Source organism: Bacillus sp. FSL K6-1145 (genome assembly GCF_038003425.1).
Classification (GTDB): Bacteria; Bacillota; Bacilli; order Bacillales; family Bacillaceae; genus Bacillus; species Bacillus pumilus.
Genome location: NZ_JBBOPC010000001.1, coordinates 500,919 through 517,121 on the forward strand (window position 1 = coordinate 500,919; position 16,203 = coordinate 517,121).

General features: G+C 41.8%; 18 protein-coding genes and 1 riboswitch. Of the genes, 11 read left to right on the forward strand and 7 right to left on the reverse strand.

The window, feature by feature from the left end; genetic code table 11:
• Window positions 1–54: 54 nt before the first annotated feature.
• Window positions 55–279 carry a hypothetical protein gene (locus tag MHH41_RS02395; RefSeq protein WP_003214145.1) on the forward strand — a complete coding sequence of 75 codons (225 nt, stop codon included), beginning with the start codon at window positions 55–57 and terminating at the stop codon, window positions 277–279.
• A 39-nt stretch (window positions 280–318) separates the two neighbouring features.
• Here the strand turns inward: MHH41_RS02395 and MHH41_RS02400 are convergent, their stop codons facing one another.
• The 4 genes from MHH41_RS02400 to MHH41_RS02415 form a co-directional block, all read right to left on the reverse strand.
• Complete coding sequence (locus MHH41_RS02400) at window positions 319–582, reverse strand: hypothetical protein (RefSeq protein ID WP_003214365.1); 264 nt, start codon at window positions 580–582, stop codon at window positions 319–321.
• Between the two features lie 98 nt (window positions 583–680).
• The gene (locus tag MHH41_RS02405; RefSeq protein WP_003213957.1) at window positions 681–1,250 is read right to left on the reverse strand and encodes a GNAT family N-acetyltransferase; all 570 of its coding nucleotides are present in this window, start codon (window positions 1,248–1,250) and stop codon (window positions 681–683) included.
• Window positions 1,251–1,320: 70 nt separating this feature from the next.
• A complete protein-coding gene (locus tag MHH41_RS02410) occupies window positions 1,321–2,598 on the reverse strand; it encodes an Nramp family divalent metal transporter (protein WP_340865546.1) in 1,278 nt (425 codons plus the stop codon).
• Between the two features lie 223 nt (window positions 2,599–2,821).
• Window positions 2,822–3,082 (reverse strand): GlsB/YeaQ/YmgE family stress response membrane protein, encoded by a 261-nt coding sequence (locus tag MHH41_RS02415; protein WP_003214275.1) that lies wholly within the window; start codon window positions 3,080–3,082, stop codon window positions 2,822–2,824.
• A 157-nt stretch (window positions 3,083–3,239) separates the two neighbouring features.
• Between MHH41_RS02415 and MHH41_RS02420 the strand changes: the two genes are divergently transcribed.
• The gene (locus MHH41_RS02420) at window positions 3,240–4,070 is read left to right on the forward strand and encodes an EcsC family protein (RefSeq protein ID WP_126741652.1); all 831 of its coding nucleotides are present in this window, start codon (window positions 3,240–3,242) and stop codon (window positions 4,068–4,070) included.
• A gap of 25 nt (window positions 4,071–4,095) precedes the next feature.
• Here the strand turns inward: MHH41_RS02420 and MHH41_RS02425 are convergent, their stop codons facing one another.
• Window positions 4,096–5,193 carry a DctP family TRAP transporter solute-binding subunit gene (locus MHH41_RS02425; RefSeq protein ID WP_137055552.1) on the reverse strand — a complete coding sequence of 366 codons (1,098 nt, stop codon included), beginning with the start codon at window positions 5,191–5,193 and terminating at the stop codon, window positions 4,096–4,098.
• A gap of 68 nt (window positions 5,194–5,261) precedes the next feature.
• On the opposite strand from MHH41_RS02425, the gene MHH41_RS02430 reads away from it, so the two are divergent.
• The 8 genes from MHH41_RS02430 to MHH41_RS02465 all read left to right on the forward strand — a co-directional run bounded on the left by MHH41_RS02430 (window position 5,262) and on the right by MHH41_RS02465 (window position 13,953).
• Window positions 5,262–6,881: an ATP-binding protein gene (locus MHH41_RS02430; protein ID WP_445661602.1), complete on the forward strand. Its 1,620-nt coding sequence runs from the start codon at window positions 5,262–5,264 to the stop codon at window positions 6,879–6,881.
• Window positions 6,878–7,561: a response regulator gene (locus MHH41_RS02435; protein WP_340865550.1), complete on the forward strand. Its 684-nt coding sequence runs from the start codon at window positions 6,878–6,880 to the stop codon at window positions 7,559–7,561. Before MHH41_RS02430 ends, MHH41_RS02435 begins: the two co-directional genes overlap by 4 nt.
• A 124-nt stretch (window positions 7,562–7,685) precedes the next feature.
• Complete coding sequence (gene dctP, locus MHH41_RS02440; protein ID WP_050945540.1) at window positions 7,686–8,954, forward strand: C4-dicarboxylate transporter DctP; 1,269 nt, start codon at window positions 7,686–7,688, stop codon at window positions 8,952–8,954.
• Window positions 8,955–9,163: 209 nt separating this feature from the next.
• Window positions 9,164–10,186 carry an AI-2E family transporter gene (locus MHH41_RS02445; RefSeq protein ID WP_050945541.1) on the forward strand — a complete coding sequence of 341 codons (1,023 nt, stop codon included), beginning with the start codon at window positions 9,164–9,166 and terminating at the stop codon, window positions 10,184–10,186.
• 63 nt (window positions 10,187–10,249) lie between these two features.
• Window positions 10,250–10,382, forward strand: a riboswitch (cyclic di-AMP (ydaO/yuaA leader).
• A 78-nt stretch (window positions 10,383–10,460) separates the two neighbouring features.
• On the forward strand, window positions 10,461–11,702 hold the full coding sequence (locus tag MHH41_RS02450) for a dicarboxylate/amino acid:cation symporter (RefSeq protein WP_034620244.1): 1,242 nt from the start codon (window positions 10,461–10,463) through the stop codon (window positions 11,700–11,702).
• A gap of 126 nt (window positions 11,703–11,828) precedes the next feature.
• Window positions 11,829–12,755, forward strand: a complete 927-nt coding sequence (locus MHH41_RS02455; protein ID WP_050945542.1) for an ABC transporter ATP-binding protein — start codon at window positions 11,829–11,831, stop codon at window positions 12,753–12,755.
• A complete protein-coding gene (locus MHH41_RS02460) occupies window positions 12,733–13,500 on the forward strand; it encodes an ABC transporter permease (protein WP_340865553.1) in 768 nt (255 codons plus the stop codon). The genes MHH41_RS02455 and MHH41_RS02460 overlap by 23 nt, the downstream gene beginning before the upstream one ends.
• A 117-nt stretch (window positions 13,501–13,617) precedes the next feature.
• The gene (locus MHH41_RS02465) at window positions 13,618–13,953 is read left to right on the forward strand and encodes a hypothetical protein (RefSeq protein ID WP_003214381.1); all 336 of its coding nucleotides are present in this window, start codon (window positions 13,618–13,620) and stop codon (window positions 13,951–13,953) included.
• Between the two features lie 98 nt (window positions 13,954–14,051).
• Here MHH41_RS02465 and fbpB read toward each other — a convergent pair whose 3' ends face one another.
• The gene (gene fbpB / locus MHH41_RS02470) at window positions 14,052–14,201 is read right to left on the reverse strand and encodes a Fur-regulated basic protein FbpB (RefSeq protein ID WP_003214266.1); all 150 of its coding nucleotides are present in this window, start codon (window positions 14,199–14,201) and stop codon (window positions 14,052–14,054) included.
• Window positions 14,202–14,544: 343 nt separating this feature from the next.
• Entirely contained in the window at window positions 14,545–14,865 is a 321-nt protein-coding gene (locus tag MHH41_RS02475) for a thioredoxin family protein (RefSeq protein WP_034663973.1), read from the reverse strand.
• Window positions 14,866–15,048: 183 nt separating this feature from the next.
• Between MHH41_RS02475 and MHH41_RS02480 the strand changes: the two genes are divergently transcribed.
• Window positions 15,049–16,131, forward strand: a complete 1,083-nt coding sequence (locus MHH41_RS02480; protein WP_340865555.1) for a D-alanine--D-alanine ligase — start codon at window positions 15,049–15,051, stop codon at window positions 16,129–16,131.
• Window positions 16,132–16,203: the final 72 nt, after the last annotated feature.

The following is a 16,203-nucleotide window of genomic DNA, read 5'->3' on the forward strand; positions in this document are numbered from 1 at the left end:
AAAATGAGAAGAAATCAAATAGAAGTCATTACAAATTGAAAAGGAGAAACAACCATGCTATGGATCCTCACACAAAACCAACAAACGCTGATTCATGTCCAAGAAGTCTCAGTAAGCGGCAAAAAAATTGAAGGGATGATCTTGGGGAGTACTTCCTGGGCAAAGATGCTCGGCAAGTATGACTCAAATGATCGCGCAGCCGAGATCCTTCAAGACATGATGAAGACGATTGAAGAACATCCAAATGCCACAATGACATACCGAATGCCGCTTCAATAAAAAGAAACCACCTTTCCATCGTGAAAAGGTGGTTTTTGTTTAGGATGGTGTTTTTCCAAAGGCTAAGAATAAGGGAATGCCTGTGCCAACAAGGGTGGTGGCAAATAGGAACATACCGCAAATAAATAGAAAATGGCTGGCTGAAAAGACGAGTGCCAGAATGAGAAAAACGATGCTGAGTCCTATCATGCTATAGGATGGGACAAAGCGGCGTTTGTAGGTGGCTTTCTTTGTTAGGAAGGAGAAGAAAATACCAAATAACAAAGGGACAATCCATAAGTAAAATAAAATAATAAGAGACATACATCATACCTCGATTTTTCCTTCTATTTTATCAGATGCCGATCACAACGGATACTACAAAGCTTCACTTTGTAAAATAATTCATGCAATCGACACAATTAAGTGGGCTGATTCATCGAATGCGTTTTTTGTTTTATATATTCAGGCTGTAAAAGGGCGTACACACAATGATCGGTAAAGCGATTGCCCAGCCATTCACATTGTCTTAAAATTCCCTCAAGCGAAAAGGATAATCGCTCTGGGATGCGTCTGCTTTTCTGGTTATCGACAGCAGCCCTAATCTCAATACGATGCAGCCCGCACTCTTCAAATAAATAGCGAATGACTGCTTGGCATGCTTTTGTCATGATGCCTTTTCCTTGATGGCCTTCTCCGAGCCAATAGCCGACTGAAACGGTTCTATTGATCCAATGAATTTGATGGGTGCCAATGATGCCGACAAGTTCTCCATGTGACCAAATGCCCGCTTGAAAACCGTTGTTCTGCATCGCTTGCTGCATCGCACCTTGGATAAACGCCATACTGTCTTCCTCTGTTTGCGTTGAATCCACCCAAAGCATCCATTCACGTAAATGCTCTCTCGACCGCTGGATGAGCAAATACAGACTTCTTGCGTCTCTTGGCTCAAGCAGCCGCATGGATATCTCTTGATCCTGATAAACAAACATGTACCCACATCCTCTCAGGGGAATTCTACCATAACCAAATGGAAAGAAAAAGACAGCTCAACACGGTCTTTTACATAAACGTATCTACAATTAAGAAGAGATTAAGTGCTACAACAAGAGCTGCTATCACCCAAGATATTCCTGTCACCCAGCGGGCATTCGTTAATTCACCCATAATTCGTTTTTTACTTGTAAATAAAATGAGCGGAATTAAAGCAAAAGCAATCCCAAACGATAAGACGACCTGACTCATCACAAGCGCAGAGGTCGGATTCACTCCAGATGCAATAATCGCAATCGGAGGAATGATGGTAATCAGCCGGCGAACATACAGCGGGATCCGGTATTGAATAAAGCCCTGCATAATGATGTCGCCTGACAATGTACCGACAGAAGAGCTGGATAGTCCTGCTACAAGCAGACCTACACCAAATAAGAAGGCTGATACAGGCCCTGCGAGTGTACCAAAATGCTGAAACGCAACATCCAAATCTTCAACAAAAAGACCATTTTTATAAAATAAAGCGGCTGCCACAATCAACATGCTGGCATTGATGGCCCCGGCGACGATCATTGCAATGAGGATATCTAAAAACTCAAAGCGGAAAATCTGCTTTTTCTCCTTTTCCGTTCTGCCGACGACTCTTCTTTGGGTTAAAGCTGAATGTAAGTAGATTGCGTGAGGCATGACAGTGGCACCTAAAATTCCAGCTGCAAGCAGCACGCTGTCTGCGCCATCAAATTTTGGAATGAACAGTCCGCCAGCGACACTTGCGATATCTGGTTTGGCGACAAAGGTTTGTACAGCGAAAGCGATCACGACAACGAACAACATGCCTGTGATACCTGCTTCTAATGCTCGATATCCTCGTCTTTGCAGCTCCAATATCGCAAATGAACCGATAGCCGCGATAATGGATGCTTCAAGTAGCGGGATTCGAAAGAGCAAGTATAAACCAAGTGCCGCCCCGATAAACTCAGCTAAATCCGTGGCAATAATGACGAGCTCTCCCTGAATCCATAAACCGATCGAAACGGGCTTTGGAAACTCTTCACGTGCGATTTCAGGTAAGTTTTTGCCTGTCGCAATTCCAAGCTTTGCGGATAAAGACTGGATGAGCAAAGCCATGAGATTTGATATGAGAATGACCCATAAAAGGAGATATCCATATTTGGAGCCAGCCGCAATGTTGGTGGCGAAATTTCCTGGATCAATATAAGCAATGGCTGCGATAAAAGCAGGACCGAGAAAAGGAAGGAGTCTTCTAAATCCCTTGACTTTTCCTTCAAGTGCACGCTCAGCTGCCTCTGACATGTGTGCCTGTGCCTCGATGTATTTGTTTGTCATATGTCATCACCTAGATTCTACAAAGTTTTGCTTGGGCACAAAATGTTTCCTTGATGCAATTTTTAATCATCATATGCCCATCTTCATGAAAAGTCAACTATCTGAACTAATAGGTTTGTTTATCATATGTAAGTGAAAAAAATAGATACCTTGTCAATCCAACACATAAAAAACACCGCCTTTATAGACGGTGTCCCTACTGCTTCCTCTGTTATTTGTTTTTTTAAGATACCCTTGATCCCACACTACGGAAGATCAGGCTTAAGATGATGACAAAGATCGCTGCACCTAAGATTGCTGGAATGATCGCAAAGCCTGCCAAACTAGGACCCCACGTTCCAAGTAATCCATGACCAATCCAAGCACCTGCAAGTCCTGCAATCATTGAACCGATCCATCCTCCTGGTACACTACCTCCAGCGAGTGCACTGCCAATAAGGCCGATGACAATCGCCACAACTAATGAAATCAGAAATCCTAACATGTTGATCACTCCTCTTTTTGTTTGTGTATTAAGCAATAACCGTTTTGAAAAAGTTTCAAACCTTTCGAAACCGATTCAATGTTCTATACGTATGATGGAAAAGGATTGTGTATAATAACAAACAAATACTTCAGCAGCATCTAAGGAGGAAAAAGGCATGGAGGAAAGAGAGTGGCTAAAAGCACAATTAAAGCAGATTGAACAGTGGGAGAAAGATCAGCAAAAGGTATGGTTTTGGGAGAAACTCAGCCGCCTGCCATTTCAAATGCTGGACAAGCTGACGCCTGCCTTTATCCAGAAAAAAATCGGTGTGCTGCTAGATGAAATGGGGCATTACATTCAATCAGGCGGTGCCTATTTGACATCAGAAAAAGGCATCATCCATCAATTTCAAAAGAAATGTGCCGACGAATCGATTCAGCGTATAGAAGATATAGAAAAAGCTCCAATTGAAATCATGGATGCCATTAGTGAACATATGGGGAAAAATAGGACGAATCTCGCCACGGTACAAGGGGCGACAACGGGTGTCGGTGGTATGTTTACACTGGCTGCAGATATTCCTGCGGTACTTGGTCTCTCCCTTAAAACATTACAGGATATTGCCGTCACCTATGGCTATGATCCTAAAAACAAGGAAGAGCGGGTCTTCATCATAAAATGCTTACAGTTGACCTCTGCTGATGTGGTTGGGAAGAAATCGATATTAAAAGAACTCAGGAGCTATCATGCTTCCGAAGGGAAACACGAAAACATGTTCTCACAAATCCAAGGATGGCGTGAGGTAGTCTATAATTACCGAGATTCATTTGGCTGGAAGAAACTGTTTCAGCTTGTTCCCGTAGCAGGGATTTTATTTGGCGCAGTTTCCAACCGCTCACAACTAAAAAGTATTGCCGAAACAGGCATGATGCAATACCGAAAGCGAAGAATTGTCTCAAGATTAGAAGAGCTCACGCAGCAAGAACAGAGTGAATCTGGTGCATAAAAAATCCCTTTCTCAAAGGGATTTTTTATTTGGTCTTATCCTCTTCTTGAAAAGCATGGATCGGAGAATGTTCATAACGCGCACGCAGCTCACGAATCTGTTTGATTAGGGTAGAACCAATGGTTTTTTCGGCTTCCTCATACAAAGGATCGAGGGCTTTCATCCATTTTTGTCTTTCTGCTGGCGTCAATTCATGAATGGCAATCTGCGATTCCCGTTTAATGTCCTCCAGCTGATCTTTGTTCATCTGTTCTGCATGTTTTTCATTCCAAGCTGTTGTTTCTTCCATCGCTTCAAGTAAAATTCGTTTCGTTTCAGGTGTCTGGCGATCAAAGAAGGATTGATCTGTTAAGACCACATAGCCTAAATACCCGTGATTACTGATCGTCATATAGTCTTGTATATGATAGAATTTTTTTGAATAAATATTTGAAATGGTATTTTCTTCACCATCTACTTTTTTTGTTTCTAATAGCTGAAACGTCGAATTAAACGATTCCTGATAGGGCTTTGCGCCAAGAAGTTTGAATTGTTTTTCAATCATGTCGCTTTGCATAATGCGGAGAGATTGGTTTTTTAAATCACTAGGCTGTTTGATTGGACCTTTATTAGAGGTGATTTGCTTAAAGCCATTTGTCCAATACGCCATTCCCTTTAGCCCGTCTTTTTGCAGGGTGCCAAACAATCTTTGTCCAATTGCACCGTGCAAGCCTTCCTGAACCGCATCATAATTAGAAAAAGCAAAAGGAAGGTCAAGTGCCAGCCACTCAGAGGATAGCATGCCGAGCTTCGAGGTAGATGGTGCGATAAATTGAACTTGATTCTCTTTGAGTGCATTAATTTCTTCTATATCAGAATAAAGACTTCCGTTGGAGAAAATTTGAATGGTGATCTTCCCATCGGATTTTTCGTGCACAAGCTCAGCAAATTTCTTTGCGGCAAGTCCTTTTGGTGTATTATCTGCCACGACATGGCTAAATTTGAACACAAGCTGATCCTTCAGCCCTGTCTGTTCATCGTCAAAGGTCGTCGCTGCTTTTGGCATCATATGATAGAAACCAAAGTATAAAGCGGTTACAAAACCGATCAAGAGCAATAGTGTATAGGCGAGTAAATTCTTCATGCGTCCGATCCCCCTTATGTCAAGCATACTTGACCGAGGAAGAATTCGTAAAGATACAGGTGAAAAAAATGATGAGAAATCGATTGAAATTACAACAATTATCTATTAGATGGAAGCTCACCATCCTCACATATTTCGTTGTCATTTTCGCCCTTTTAATCGGAGGAATTGTCCTTGTTGGGGGAATCCAGCAAACAGAGGAACGAGAGCTTCGAAAAAGGCTCATGAACACAGCGAGAACAGTTGCGGAGATGAATGAGGTAAAGCAGGCGTTAGCTGATCAAACAAAGAAACGTGACCGATTACAGCATGCCATCGAAGAGATTCGGATTATTCAAGACGCTGACTACATTGTCGTCATGGATATGGAGCATGTGAGATTAACGCATCCAGTGAAAGCAAGGATTGGCCAGCGTTCGGAGGGGACAGATGAAGAGCCTGCTTTTGCCGAGCATATTTATTTCTCAGAAGCAGAGGGAGAGCTTGGGACCGCCATCAGAGCCTTTTATCCAGTGAAGGATGACCAATTTAATCAAACAGGGGTCGTCCTTGTAGGGAGGACGCTGCCAAGTATGATCGATATATTAGGAGAAATGAAGCGGGATATCCTCATGATCCTTTTGCTGACGCTCAGCTTTGGGCTTGTAGGTTCATTTTTACTCGCTCGTCATATTAAACAGCAAATGTTTAAGCTGGAGCCGCATGAGATTGTCAGAATGCTAGAGGAGCGCACCGCAACCTTTCACTCTATTAATGAAGGGGTCATCGCCATTGATAATCAGCACATGATCACCATTTTTAATGAAAAGGCGAAGCAAATCTTTGGCGTGACAGGGGATGTCGTAGGCCGGAATATTTGGGATGTGCTGTCTGACACAAGACTTCCAGAGATCATTGATCGTGCTGAGCCTGTCTATAATGAAGAAATTCATATGAGCGGAAAGCGGATTATGAGCAGCCGGATTCCGATTGTCATGAAAAAGAAAATTATCGGAGCGGTCGCCATTTTTCAGGACCGGACAGAAGCGGCAAAATTGGCAGAGGAGCTAACCGGAGTTAAGAACTTTGTTGATGGTCTGCGGGTACAAAATCATGAGCATATGAACAAGCTTCATACGATTGCTGGGCTGATTCAGCTTGGTAAACCCGATCAGGCACTTGATCTAGCTTTTCAAACGACGGAAGAGCAAGAACATGTGCTGGACTTTCTTCACCGCGTCATACAGCATGATGCCGTTTCGGGATTATTGATGAGTAAAATCAGAAGGGGCAAGGAGCTAGGCATAAAGGTCGAAGTAGACGAACATAGCTGTCTGCGTGATTTCCCTGAGCGTCTAGATCAGCATGATATGACGAAGCTGCTTGGCAACCTGATCGAGAACGCCTTTGCCTCCTATGATACTGTTGAAAGAGACACAAAACGCATTTCGATTAGTATTGATCAAACCGAGGATGTCCTCGCGATTTTAATTGAAGACAATGGCTCCGGGATTGAAGAGGAAATGATTCCTTCTATTTTCGATAAAGGCTTCACACACGGCAAAGAAGGCGGAACAGGCTATGGCCTGTATATTGTAAAAACGATTATCGACAAAGGGATGGGAAATGTAGAAGTCACATCAAGCATCGGCATTGGTACCACCTTCTCAATCGAATTCCCAATGATCATAGAGGAGAGAGACAGATGACTCAGATTAAGGTGCTATTAATTGAAGATGATCCGATGGTGCAAGAAGTGAATAAGGAGTTCATTAAGAGTGTTCCTGGCTTTCAAGTGGCGGCAATCGCAGGTAATGGGGAGCAGGGCATCCAGCTCATCAAAGAAATTCGTCCAGACCTTGTTGTCCTCGATGTATATATGCCAAAAAAAGATGGCGTAAAGACGCTTCAAGACATTAGAAAGCAAAAGATACAGGTGGACGTGATCGTTATTTCTGCGGCAAAGGACAAAGAGACGATTGGCACCATGCTTCAAAATGGTGCACGAGATTATATCATCAAGCCATTTAAGTTCGAACGTATGAAAGAATCACTTGAAAGCTATAAAGCGTTTAAATCTAAAATTCGTACAACAACAGAATTTTCTCAAGAGATGCTGGATGATATCATACGAAAGCCTGCTGTTAAGCAGGAGGATACTTGGCTCCCTAAGGGGCTGAATGTGCATACGATGAATGAAATTAAAGCCTATATGAGCTTGCAGGAAGGTCCGCAGTCTGCAGAGGAAGTTGCCAATGCACTCGGCATTGCACGTGTCACGGCACGCCGGTATTTAGACTTCTTAGTGAAAGAAGGCGAGCTGAAATTAGATATGCAATATGGCGGGGTAGGCCGGCCTGTCAATAAATATATCGTACATTCTGACTAAGAGACCAAAAAGACCAAAATGTACGATATGTTCATAAGCTTCACAGCCTTTGATGAAATCGCTATCATTTAGCTACAGATAACAGTTAAGCGTTTACATCAAAGGGTGAGGGAGTTGTTTTTTTATGAAGAGGCTTTTGAAGAACCTGACATTTCAGGTGATTGCAGCTGTCATTATCGGGATCATTGTCGGGATGGTTTGGCCAAACGTCGGAAAAGAAATGAAGCCGCTTGGTGACACCTTTATCAATGCCGTTAAAATGGTCATCGCACCAATTATTTTCTTAACCATTGTTCTTGGTATTGCCAAGATGGGGGATATGAAAAAGGTTGGAAAAGTTGGGGGAAAAGCATTTATTTATTTTGAAGTCGTCACGACGCTTGCTTTGGTCATCGGTCTTTTTGTCGTAAATATCATGAAGCCAGGTGCAGGTCTGGACTATAGCAAGCTTGAAAAAGGGGATGTTTCACAGTATACCCAAAACGGGGGACAGGGTATCGACTGGATGGAATTTGTCACACACATTGTGCCATCTAACATGGTAGATGCTTTTGCAAAGGGTGATATTTTACAGGTCTTATTCTTCTCTATTTTATTCGGTGTTGCGCTTGCTGCACTTGGCGAGAAGGGGAAAGGAATCATTGAGTGGCTTGATAAGCTGTCACTTGTTTTCTTTAAAATCATTGGATATATCATGCGTGCTGCGCCGCTTGGTGCATTTGGGGCAATGGCCTATACGATCGGACACTTTGGTTTGGCATCGATTAAACCGCTCGCAAGTCTGATGCTCTCCGTTTATTTGACCATGTTCCTGTTCATCTTCGTTGTGCTGAATATCATTTGTAAAATGTATGGCTTCAGCCTGTTTGGTTACCTTCGATTTATCAAAGATGAAATTTTAATTGTTCTTGGCACAAGCTCATCAGAATCCGTGCTGCCAAGAATGATGGATAAAATGGAACGCTACGGGTGCTCTAAGTCTGTTGTGGGTCTTGTCATCCCAACAGGGTATTCCTTTAACTTAGATGGAACCTCGATCTACTTATCGATGGCTGTGGTCTTCTTAGCGCAAGTGTTTGGTGTAGACTTGTCTATCGGCCAGCAGATCACCATTATCCTTGTTCTAATGCTCACATCAAAGGGAGCGGCTGGGGTGACAGGAAGCGGATTTATCGTGCTGGCTTCTACACTCGCTGCACTACAGGTCATTCCGCTAGAGGGGCTTGCACTTCTGCTTGGAGTAGATCGATTCATGAGCGAAGGAAGAGCCATCACAAACCTCATTGGAAATGGAATCGCGACAATTGTTGTGGCGAAAAGTGAAGGTGAATTTGACGAAGCGAAGAGCAAAACAGCCCTTCAAGAAATGCGCAATATGAAGCAAGCTGTATAGTATAAAAACAACCAAAAACCGAAACCTTATGTCTACATGGGGTTCGGTTTTTTCTTGTGTTGAAAAGAAAAAACATGAAAGCTTGATAAATTTAGGTCGAATCGTAAGACCTAAATGACCTTTTGTTATATAATTTACAGAAAGATCCGATATAATGTATATCAGATCCAATGAAAAATAGACTTTAGTCCTGGCAGGTGTATAACGAAATGGCAGCATTTTTAAAATTGTTCGAAAAACCCGGTGTTAAGCGGTTTTCTGTATTTGTAGTATTAGCCACAGCCTTATATTTATTAAGAGGAATGATGAATTTAATTCTCTTGACCTTCATATTCACCTTTTTGATGAATCGGTTAGAAGAGGTCATTAGAGGCTTTTTAAGTCGCTTCCTGAAAATAGGGCAGAAATCGGTTATTACCATTTTGTATATTCTTTTGGCTGGTGGATTGACGGTTGGCGGATTCGTGTTTGTGCCAATCATCGCCAAACAGGTGGAGCAGCTATTTCATTTAGGAAAGAAAATTGCAGATCATCCACAAGATTTACCCTTCATTGATGTCATCACGAACGTATTCGGAGATTTTAAAATATCAGCTTACTTTGAGAAAGGGTTTAATTTCCTCTATACATACTTAACTGATTTCAGTACGTTCAGTATCCAGGTCATTATGTCCTTAATATTAAGCATGTTCTTCCTGTTCGAAAAGGAACGCCTCATTCAATTCATGAACAAGTTCAAAACGAGTAAAATCTCTGTGTTCTATAACGAAATCGCCTTCTTTGGACGTAAATTTTCCAGAACGTTCGGAAAGGTACTCGAAGCACAGTTTATTATTGCAACTGTTAACTGTGTTTTAACAACCATTGCGCTAGGTATTATGGGATTCCCGCAATTATTTGGATTAGCGGTCATGGTCTTTTTGCTAGGCTTAATCCCTGTGGCAGGTGTGGTTATCTCACTTATTCCACTCAGCATCATTGCGTATACGCTTGGAGGCGGCATGTATGTCCTGTATATCGTGCTTGTGATCGTCATCATCCATGCCATTGAAGCCTATTTCCTAAACCCGAAGCTCATGTCAGCAAAAACAGAACTCCCTATCTTCTTCACATTTGTTGTGCTGATCTTCTCTGAACACTACATCGGCATTTGGGGACTGATTATTGGTATCCCGATCTTTGTGTTCATTTTAGATATTTTGGAGGTCACGAATAAGGAAGAAAGTAATTAAAAAGTTCATATGAACCTGTTTACAATTTTCCGAAAATAAGGTATAAATAGTATGAAAATATCATATTACCACACGCTTAATCCTTCTAAAGGAATGGGGGACCCATGTTTTTGGGGTGAATTTTTCTCTGTGAGAAAAAAGGACATCTCTTCGTCCTAACCCGTCAGCTAACCTCATCGGCGTGAAGAGAGTAAACAGTGGTACGTGTATGGAAACAAAGACCCACGAGAAAACTCTCTTGTGGGTCTTTTTTGATGAGGAAGGGGAGATTTTATTGAAGCTAGCGACGAAAATTATTATTGCCTTGTTTGTAGGTGCAATCACAGGACTATTGCTTAACATTTTTGCTCCAAATGTATTCAAAGTGTTAGACCCTTATCTATTTACGCCTCTAGGTCAAATCTTCTTAAACCTGATTAAAATGTTAGTGGTGCCGATCGTATTCTTTTCCATTACACTAGGTGTAGCAGGTCTAGGTGATCCGAAAAAGCTTGGCAGAATCGGCGTAAAAACCATTACTTATTTCCTGCTTACTACTACTTTTGCCATCATCATTGGCATTTCATTAGCCTTATTAATCAAGCCGGGAGCATTCGGTCATTTTGATACGAAAGCAGCTGATTATTCCGCAGAGGAAGCCCCATCAATGGCAGAAACACTACTCAACATCATCCCAACCAATCCAGTCCAATCTTTAGTTGAAGGAAACATGCTTCAAATCATCGTCTTTTGTGTATTTTTAGGTCTTGGCATTGCCATGCTTGGGAAGAAGACGGAAGGTTTGCTAAAGCTGTTTGAACAAGGAAATGAATTAATGATGTACCTTGTCGGCATAGTGATGAAGTTCGCACCGTACGGAACATTCGGTTTGATCGCAACTGCCATTGGCAGTCAGGGATTTGATGCGATGAAAGCGATGGGCCTTTATTTCTCGGTCGTGTTAGTTGCGCTCGTGCTGCATTTCTTCCTAACTTATGGGTCAACTGTCGCCATTTTAGCGAAGCGAAATCCGATGGCATTTTTCAAAGGATTTTCTCCAGCAATGGTTGTCGCATTTAGTACGTCAAGTAGTAACGCAGTCCTCCCAGTCTCGATGGAAACAGCCCAGAAACGTTTGAAGGTGCCGGAGCCGATTTCAAGCTTTGTACAGCCGCTTGGTGCAACCATTAATATGGATGGCACAGCGATTATGCAAGGGGTCGCGACTATTTTTATCGCGCAAGTGTATGGAGTTGAACTGACGCTTGTCCAAATGCTGACGGTTGTCTTAACGGCTGTCTTAGCAAGTATCGGTACAGCGGGTGTGCCAGGAGTTGGGCTCATCATGCTCGCTATGGTACTGAACTCTGTGAATCTGCCGGTTGAAGGCATTGCGCTCATCCTTGGCATAGACCGCTTATTAGATATGGCAAGAACCGTTGTCAATATTACAGGTGACGCCGCATGTGCGGTGATTGTGACAGAAACGGAGAAAAAACACGAGACAGACGCAGCATCACCGAACCTATCCATGTAATGTAAAAGAAGGGCTGACTCGATCAGCCTTTTTTTCATGGAGTCCCTTGTCTTGCGTGATATACTTTTAACAGAATGAGCGGTCTTATTTGCCGCTTTAGGTTTTACATCAGAAGGAGGAACCACGTTGGAATCTGCTGTTCTAAAAGTAGAGAAAGTCGATAAACGAATTGGCCGGAAAATGATCTTACAAGATATATCTATAGAAATAGGGAAAGGGGAAATCGTCGGCTTACTAGGACCAAATGGGTCTGGAAAAACAACCTTGATTCGTTTGATCGTTGGCTTGATGAAAAAAAACAATGGCCGAATCATGATCAATGGATATTCACAGGATGAGGATTTCCTACATGCGATGTCATCTGTTGGTGCAATCATAGAAAATCCCGAATTTTATTCTTATTTAACAGGCTTCGAAAACCTTGAACTGTATGCGGCGATGCACGATGGAGTGACAGAGGAACGAATACAGGAAGTGGTGAAAAGAGTTCGTCTGGAGCACGCCATTCATCAGAAGGTGAAGACATATTCACTGGGGATGAAACAAAGGCTTGGGATTGCACAAGCCATATTACATCAGCCGAACCTGCTCATTTTAGACGAACCGACAAATGGACTTGATCCTGCAGGTATGAAGGAATTCAGGGAGCACTTGCAAACGCTAGTAAGAGAAGAAGGAACGTCCGTCTTATTCGCCACACATTTATTGCATGAGGTTGAAGAGCTGTGTGACCGCATGATCATCATTCAAAAAGGACAGATCAAAGCCAGTGCCATGCTTCGAGACATAGAGGGGAAAGAACAGATGCTCATGAATATTCAGCCAGTGGAAAAGGCGGCTGCATGGCTTGATACACATGCCTATACATATGAACGAAACGGAGCGCATGTATTACTTCAATTGAACAAAGACCAAGTGCCTGAGCTGAACAAACAGCTTGTTCTGGCTGGATTTGCTGTACTTGAAATGACGCCTCAAAAGCCATCAATTGAAGAGGCATTTATGAAATGGACGGAAGGCGGGACGGCAGATGCTTCAACTCATCAAGAATGAGCATAAGAAAATGATAAGGAAAAAGATCACGTTCATTGCACTTGGATTAATCGTTGTGTTTCAATTGGCGATGGCTCTAGCATTGAAACGAGTCATTTCCAGCTTTGGTGGACAAGACACTGTCGCCAACTATTTTGCTTATTCCACAAACGTCGTATTTATTTTACAGGTGCTTGCAGTTGTCATTGGCGCGACCTTGATCTCAACAGAATTTCAAAAAAGAACGATCAAGTTTTTATTGATACGGCCCAAAACTAGGCTGCAAATTTTCCTGTCAAAATACATCACACTTGTGCTGACGGTCATCTATTTGTTTGTTTTTTATTATGTACTTGCTTTCCTATTTGGCTTTATTTTCTTTGGTACTGCATTTGACGAAAGTACGGGACGATTATTTCAGCATACGTTTGCTGTGATCGGATCTCAGTGGGTGGAAGTGTTGATGATGGCAAGCTTCGCTTTTATGTGTTCCAGCTTGTTTAGGAACAGCCTCGTTGCGCTTGTGACCTCGTTTTTTGTTTTATATGCGGCTAAATCACTTGTGCCTATTATGTCTCTTTTAGAAAATCAGTGGGGGAAAATCCTGCTTTTTGCTAATACGGACTTTACTCAGTACAGCTTTCAAGGACCGCCGCCCTTCCATGGCATGAGCCCTTTGTTTTCTCTATTTATGGTAGGGGCGCATTTTGTTTTCTTTGTTGGAACGGCTTGGGTTCTTTTTTGGAAGCGCGATGTAAATGTGTAAAAATTGTGTCAAATAACAAGAAAAATTCGTGACATCTTTGTGAAAACGAGTCTGCATTTCACGATAACCGGCTGATTTTGTCTTATAATAAGAGGGAGTCTTGGAGGTGGCACTATCGTGAAAAATTTCATTACGGCTTTACCTATTTTGTTGCTGCTGTCGTTTTCGTTCGTGTCTTTTGCCTTCCAGTTTGATCATCTTATTTATTTCAGACTAGCGCTGGGGATCTTTTCGTTAGCGGGTCTTTTCTTTCTGTATACACTTAAAAGAAACATGAAATGGTTCATGGTTTATTTATATGCGAGCTGGATCATTCTTGCTGCTGTCACAACATTTGAGGAACCTGTCTTTTCTCAGTTCTTCTTCGGTGGTTTAACAATGACAATGGGTTATCTCACATATATGCTCATTTATTTAGGAATGAAGCAGGACCGTGTAGCGAAATCACATTAAAACAAAAGCCGATAAAATCTATGCTTTGATTTTATCGGCTTTTTTGTTGGAAAAGACAAAAGAGAGGGGCAGCCAGCTTTGACTGCTCCCCCTAATGTTTATGATTCACGTCCAGCAGCTGCAAGCTGCTTCTGATGCTTTTTGTCGATGGTTTCGTATATACTTTCCATCATTTTAGGATCGCGCATGATGGCTTTCTTGTTCTCTTCAATCAATTGCTGATACGTTTTGATTTTCTTCTTAGACATGTGACTCATCGCTCCTTTATAAGAATAGACGTCTATAGGATTTCACATAGATGAAATTGATAATCATTTTCAATTAGCACCTCTATTATACAAAGCGCAATGTCGGAAGTAAAGATTATATTCAGAAAATTCACGTAATCGACAAATTCGAAGCCTAGTCGACGCTCATTCTTTCCCAGGAAATAATTCCTGTCATTTCTTGTCGTAAGAGAAGCATCTATATAAAACATTCTTTCGCACATTGAAACGTTTTGATTGAACAAATCGTCTTATGAAGAGATTTGATGTAAGGGATGGAGAAAAAAAGACACCAGCAGTTAGCTGATGTCCTTCGTTTCAAGATTTAAGAAACGTGCCCTTGAAGAAACTCTGTCACTTCTTCAGGTGATTTTGCGTTTGCGCTGTGTAAATGACCTGTTTTTTCGCCATTTTTGAAAATTAAAAGGCTTGGAATACCCATGACCTGATATGTTTCTGCTAATTCAGGGAAATCATCTTTGTTTATTTCAAACCATTCATGGTGAGCATACGCCTCTAAGATGTCTGGAATGAACATGTCCATTCTTGTACAGTCAGGACACCATGTTGCAAAGAATTTAACGATGACTTCTTTGTCAGATTGAATGATTTCATTGAATTGTTCAGTACTTGTGATTTTTTTCAATTTGTCACAACTCCTTTTCAATGTCATTTTAATATAAAATAAAGGCGAATGACATACAAATGCTCGGGAGGCGCTTACAACTTTACAAATCATTTCAATTCCGTAACAACAAAAATTAATTAGAGCATTTTTGCTTGAAAGTGATAAGATAGTAAAGATGAATTTTAGTGGGGGGAGTATCCATTGAAAATAAGTTTAGGATTGATTTACGGCGGAAAGTCAGCCGAACATAATGTATCACTGCAAACAGCCCTTGCAGTTACAAAAGCACTTAACACTGAGAAGTTCGATATACATCCAATTTATATTACAGAAGAGGGCGAATGGCTAAGAGGAGAAAAACTCACTGAACCAGTATCAAACGTCAGAATGCTTCAATTTGAACAGAACGCAAAGACGTTTTTACCAACTTCTTTAAATGAGAGCATGTTTCCACAGCCTACATCCGCTGATGAGAAGATTGATGTTGTCTTCCCATTGTTGCACGGGCCAAATGGTGAAGATGGAACGATGCAAGGATTACTTGAACTGCTAAATATCCCGTATGTCGGCAACGGCGTTCTTGCTTCTGCCGCGGGTATGGATAAAGTCATGATGAAAGATGTTTTTGCTCAAGCAGGACTTGCACAAGCAAAGCACCTTTCCTTCAATAAAAAAGACTATGAGAAAGCCACAGCAGACAGCTTAGAACAGGTAGAACAAGTACTTGGCTATCCATGCTTTGTGAAACCTGCCAACATGGGATCAAGTGTTGGAATAAGCAAATGCCGCAGCAAAGAAGAGCTGCAAACCGCATTCGACTTGGCTTTCCAATATGATCGTCGTGTGGTCGTAGAAGAAGGCGTCGTAGGAAGAGAAATCGAGATAGGTGTATTAGGAAATGACGAGCCGAAGTGCTCTGTCGTTGGTGAAATTGCACCTAAAACAGATTTTTATGACTACAAAGCAAAATATGAAGATGGCGATACAGATTTGATCATTCCTGCGAGTGTGTCAGAAGATGAATACAAGACGATTCATGATATGGCGATTAAGGCATTTAAATCCCTAGATGGTTCTGGTCTTGTACGTGCAGACTTCTTCCTCACAGAAAAAGGCGAAGTGTTGATCAATGAAGTGAATACAATGCCTGGATTCACACCATTCAGTATGTTCCCGCTTCTTTGGAAGCACACTGGTGTAGAGTATCCAGAGCTCATTGAAAAGCTAGTGTCACTTGCAATTGAACGCCATCAAGAAAAACAAACCATTAAAACGACTTTTTAATGTGAGCAACAAGCAGACACTATCCTTAGGTAGTGTCTCTTTTCCTTCAAACGTGAAATGAGAAAGAGAGGC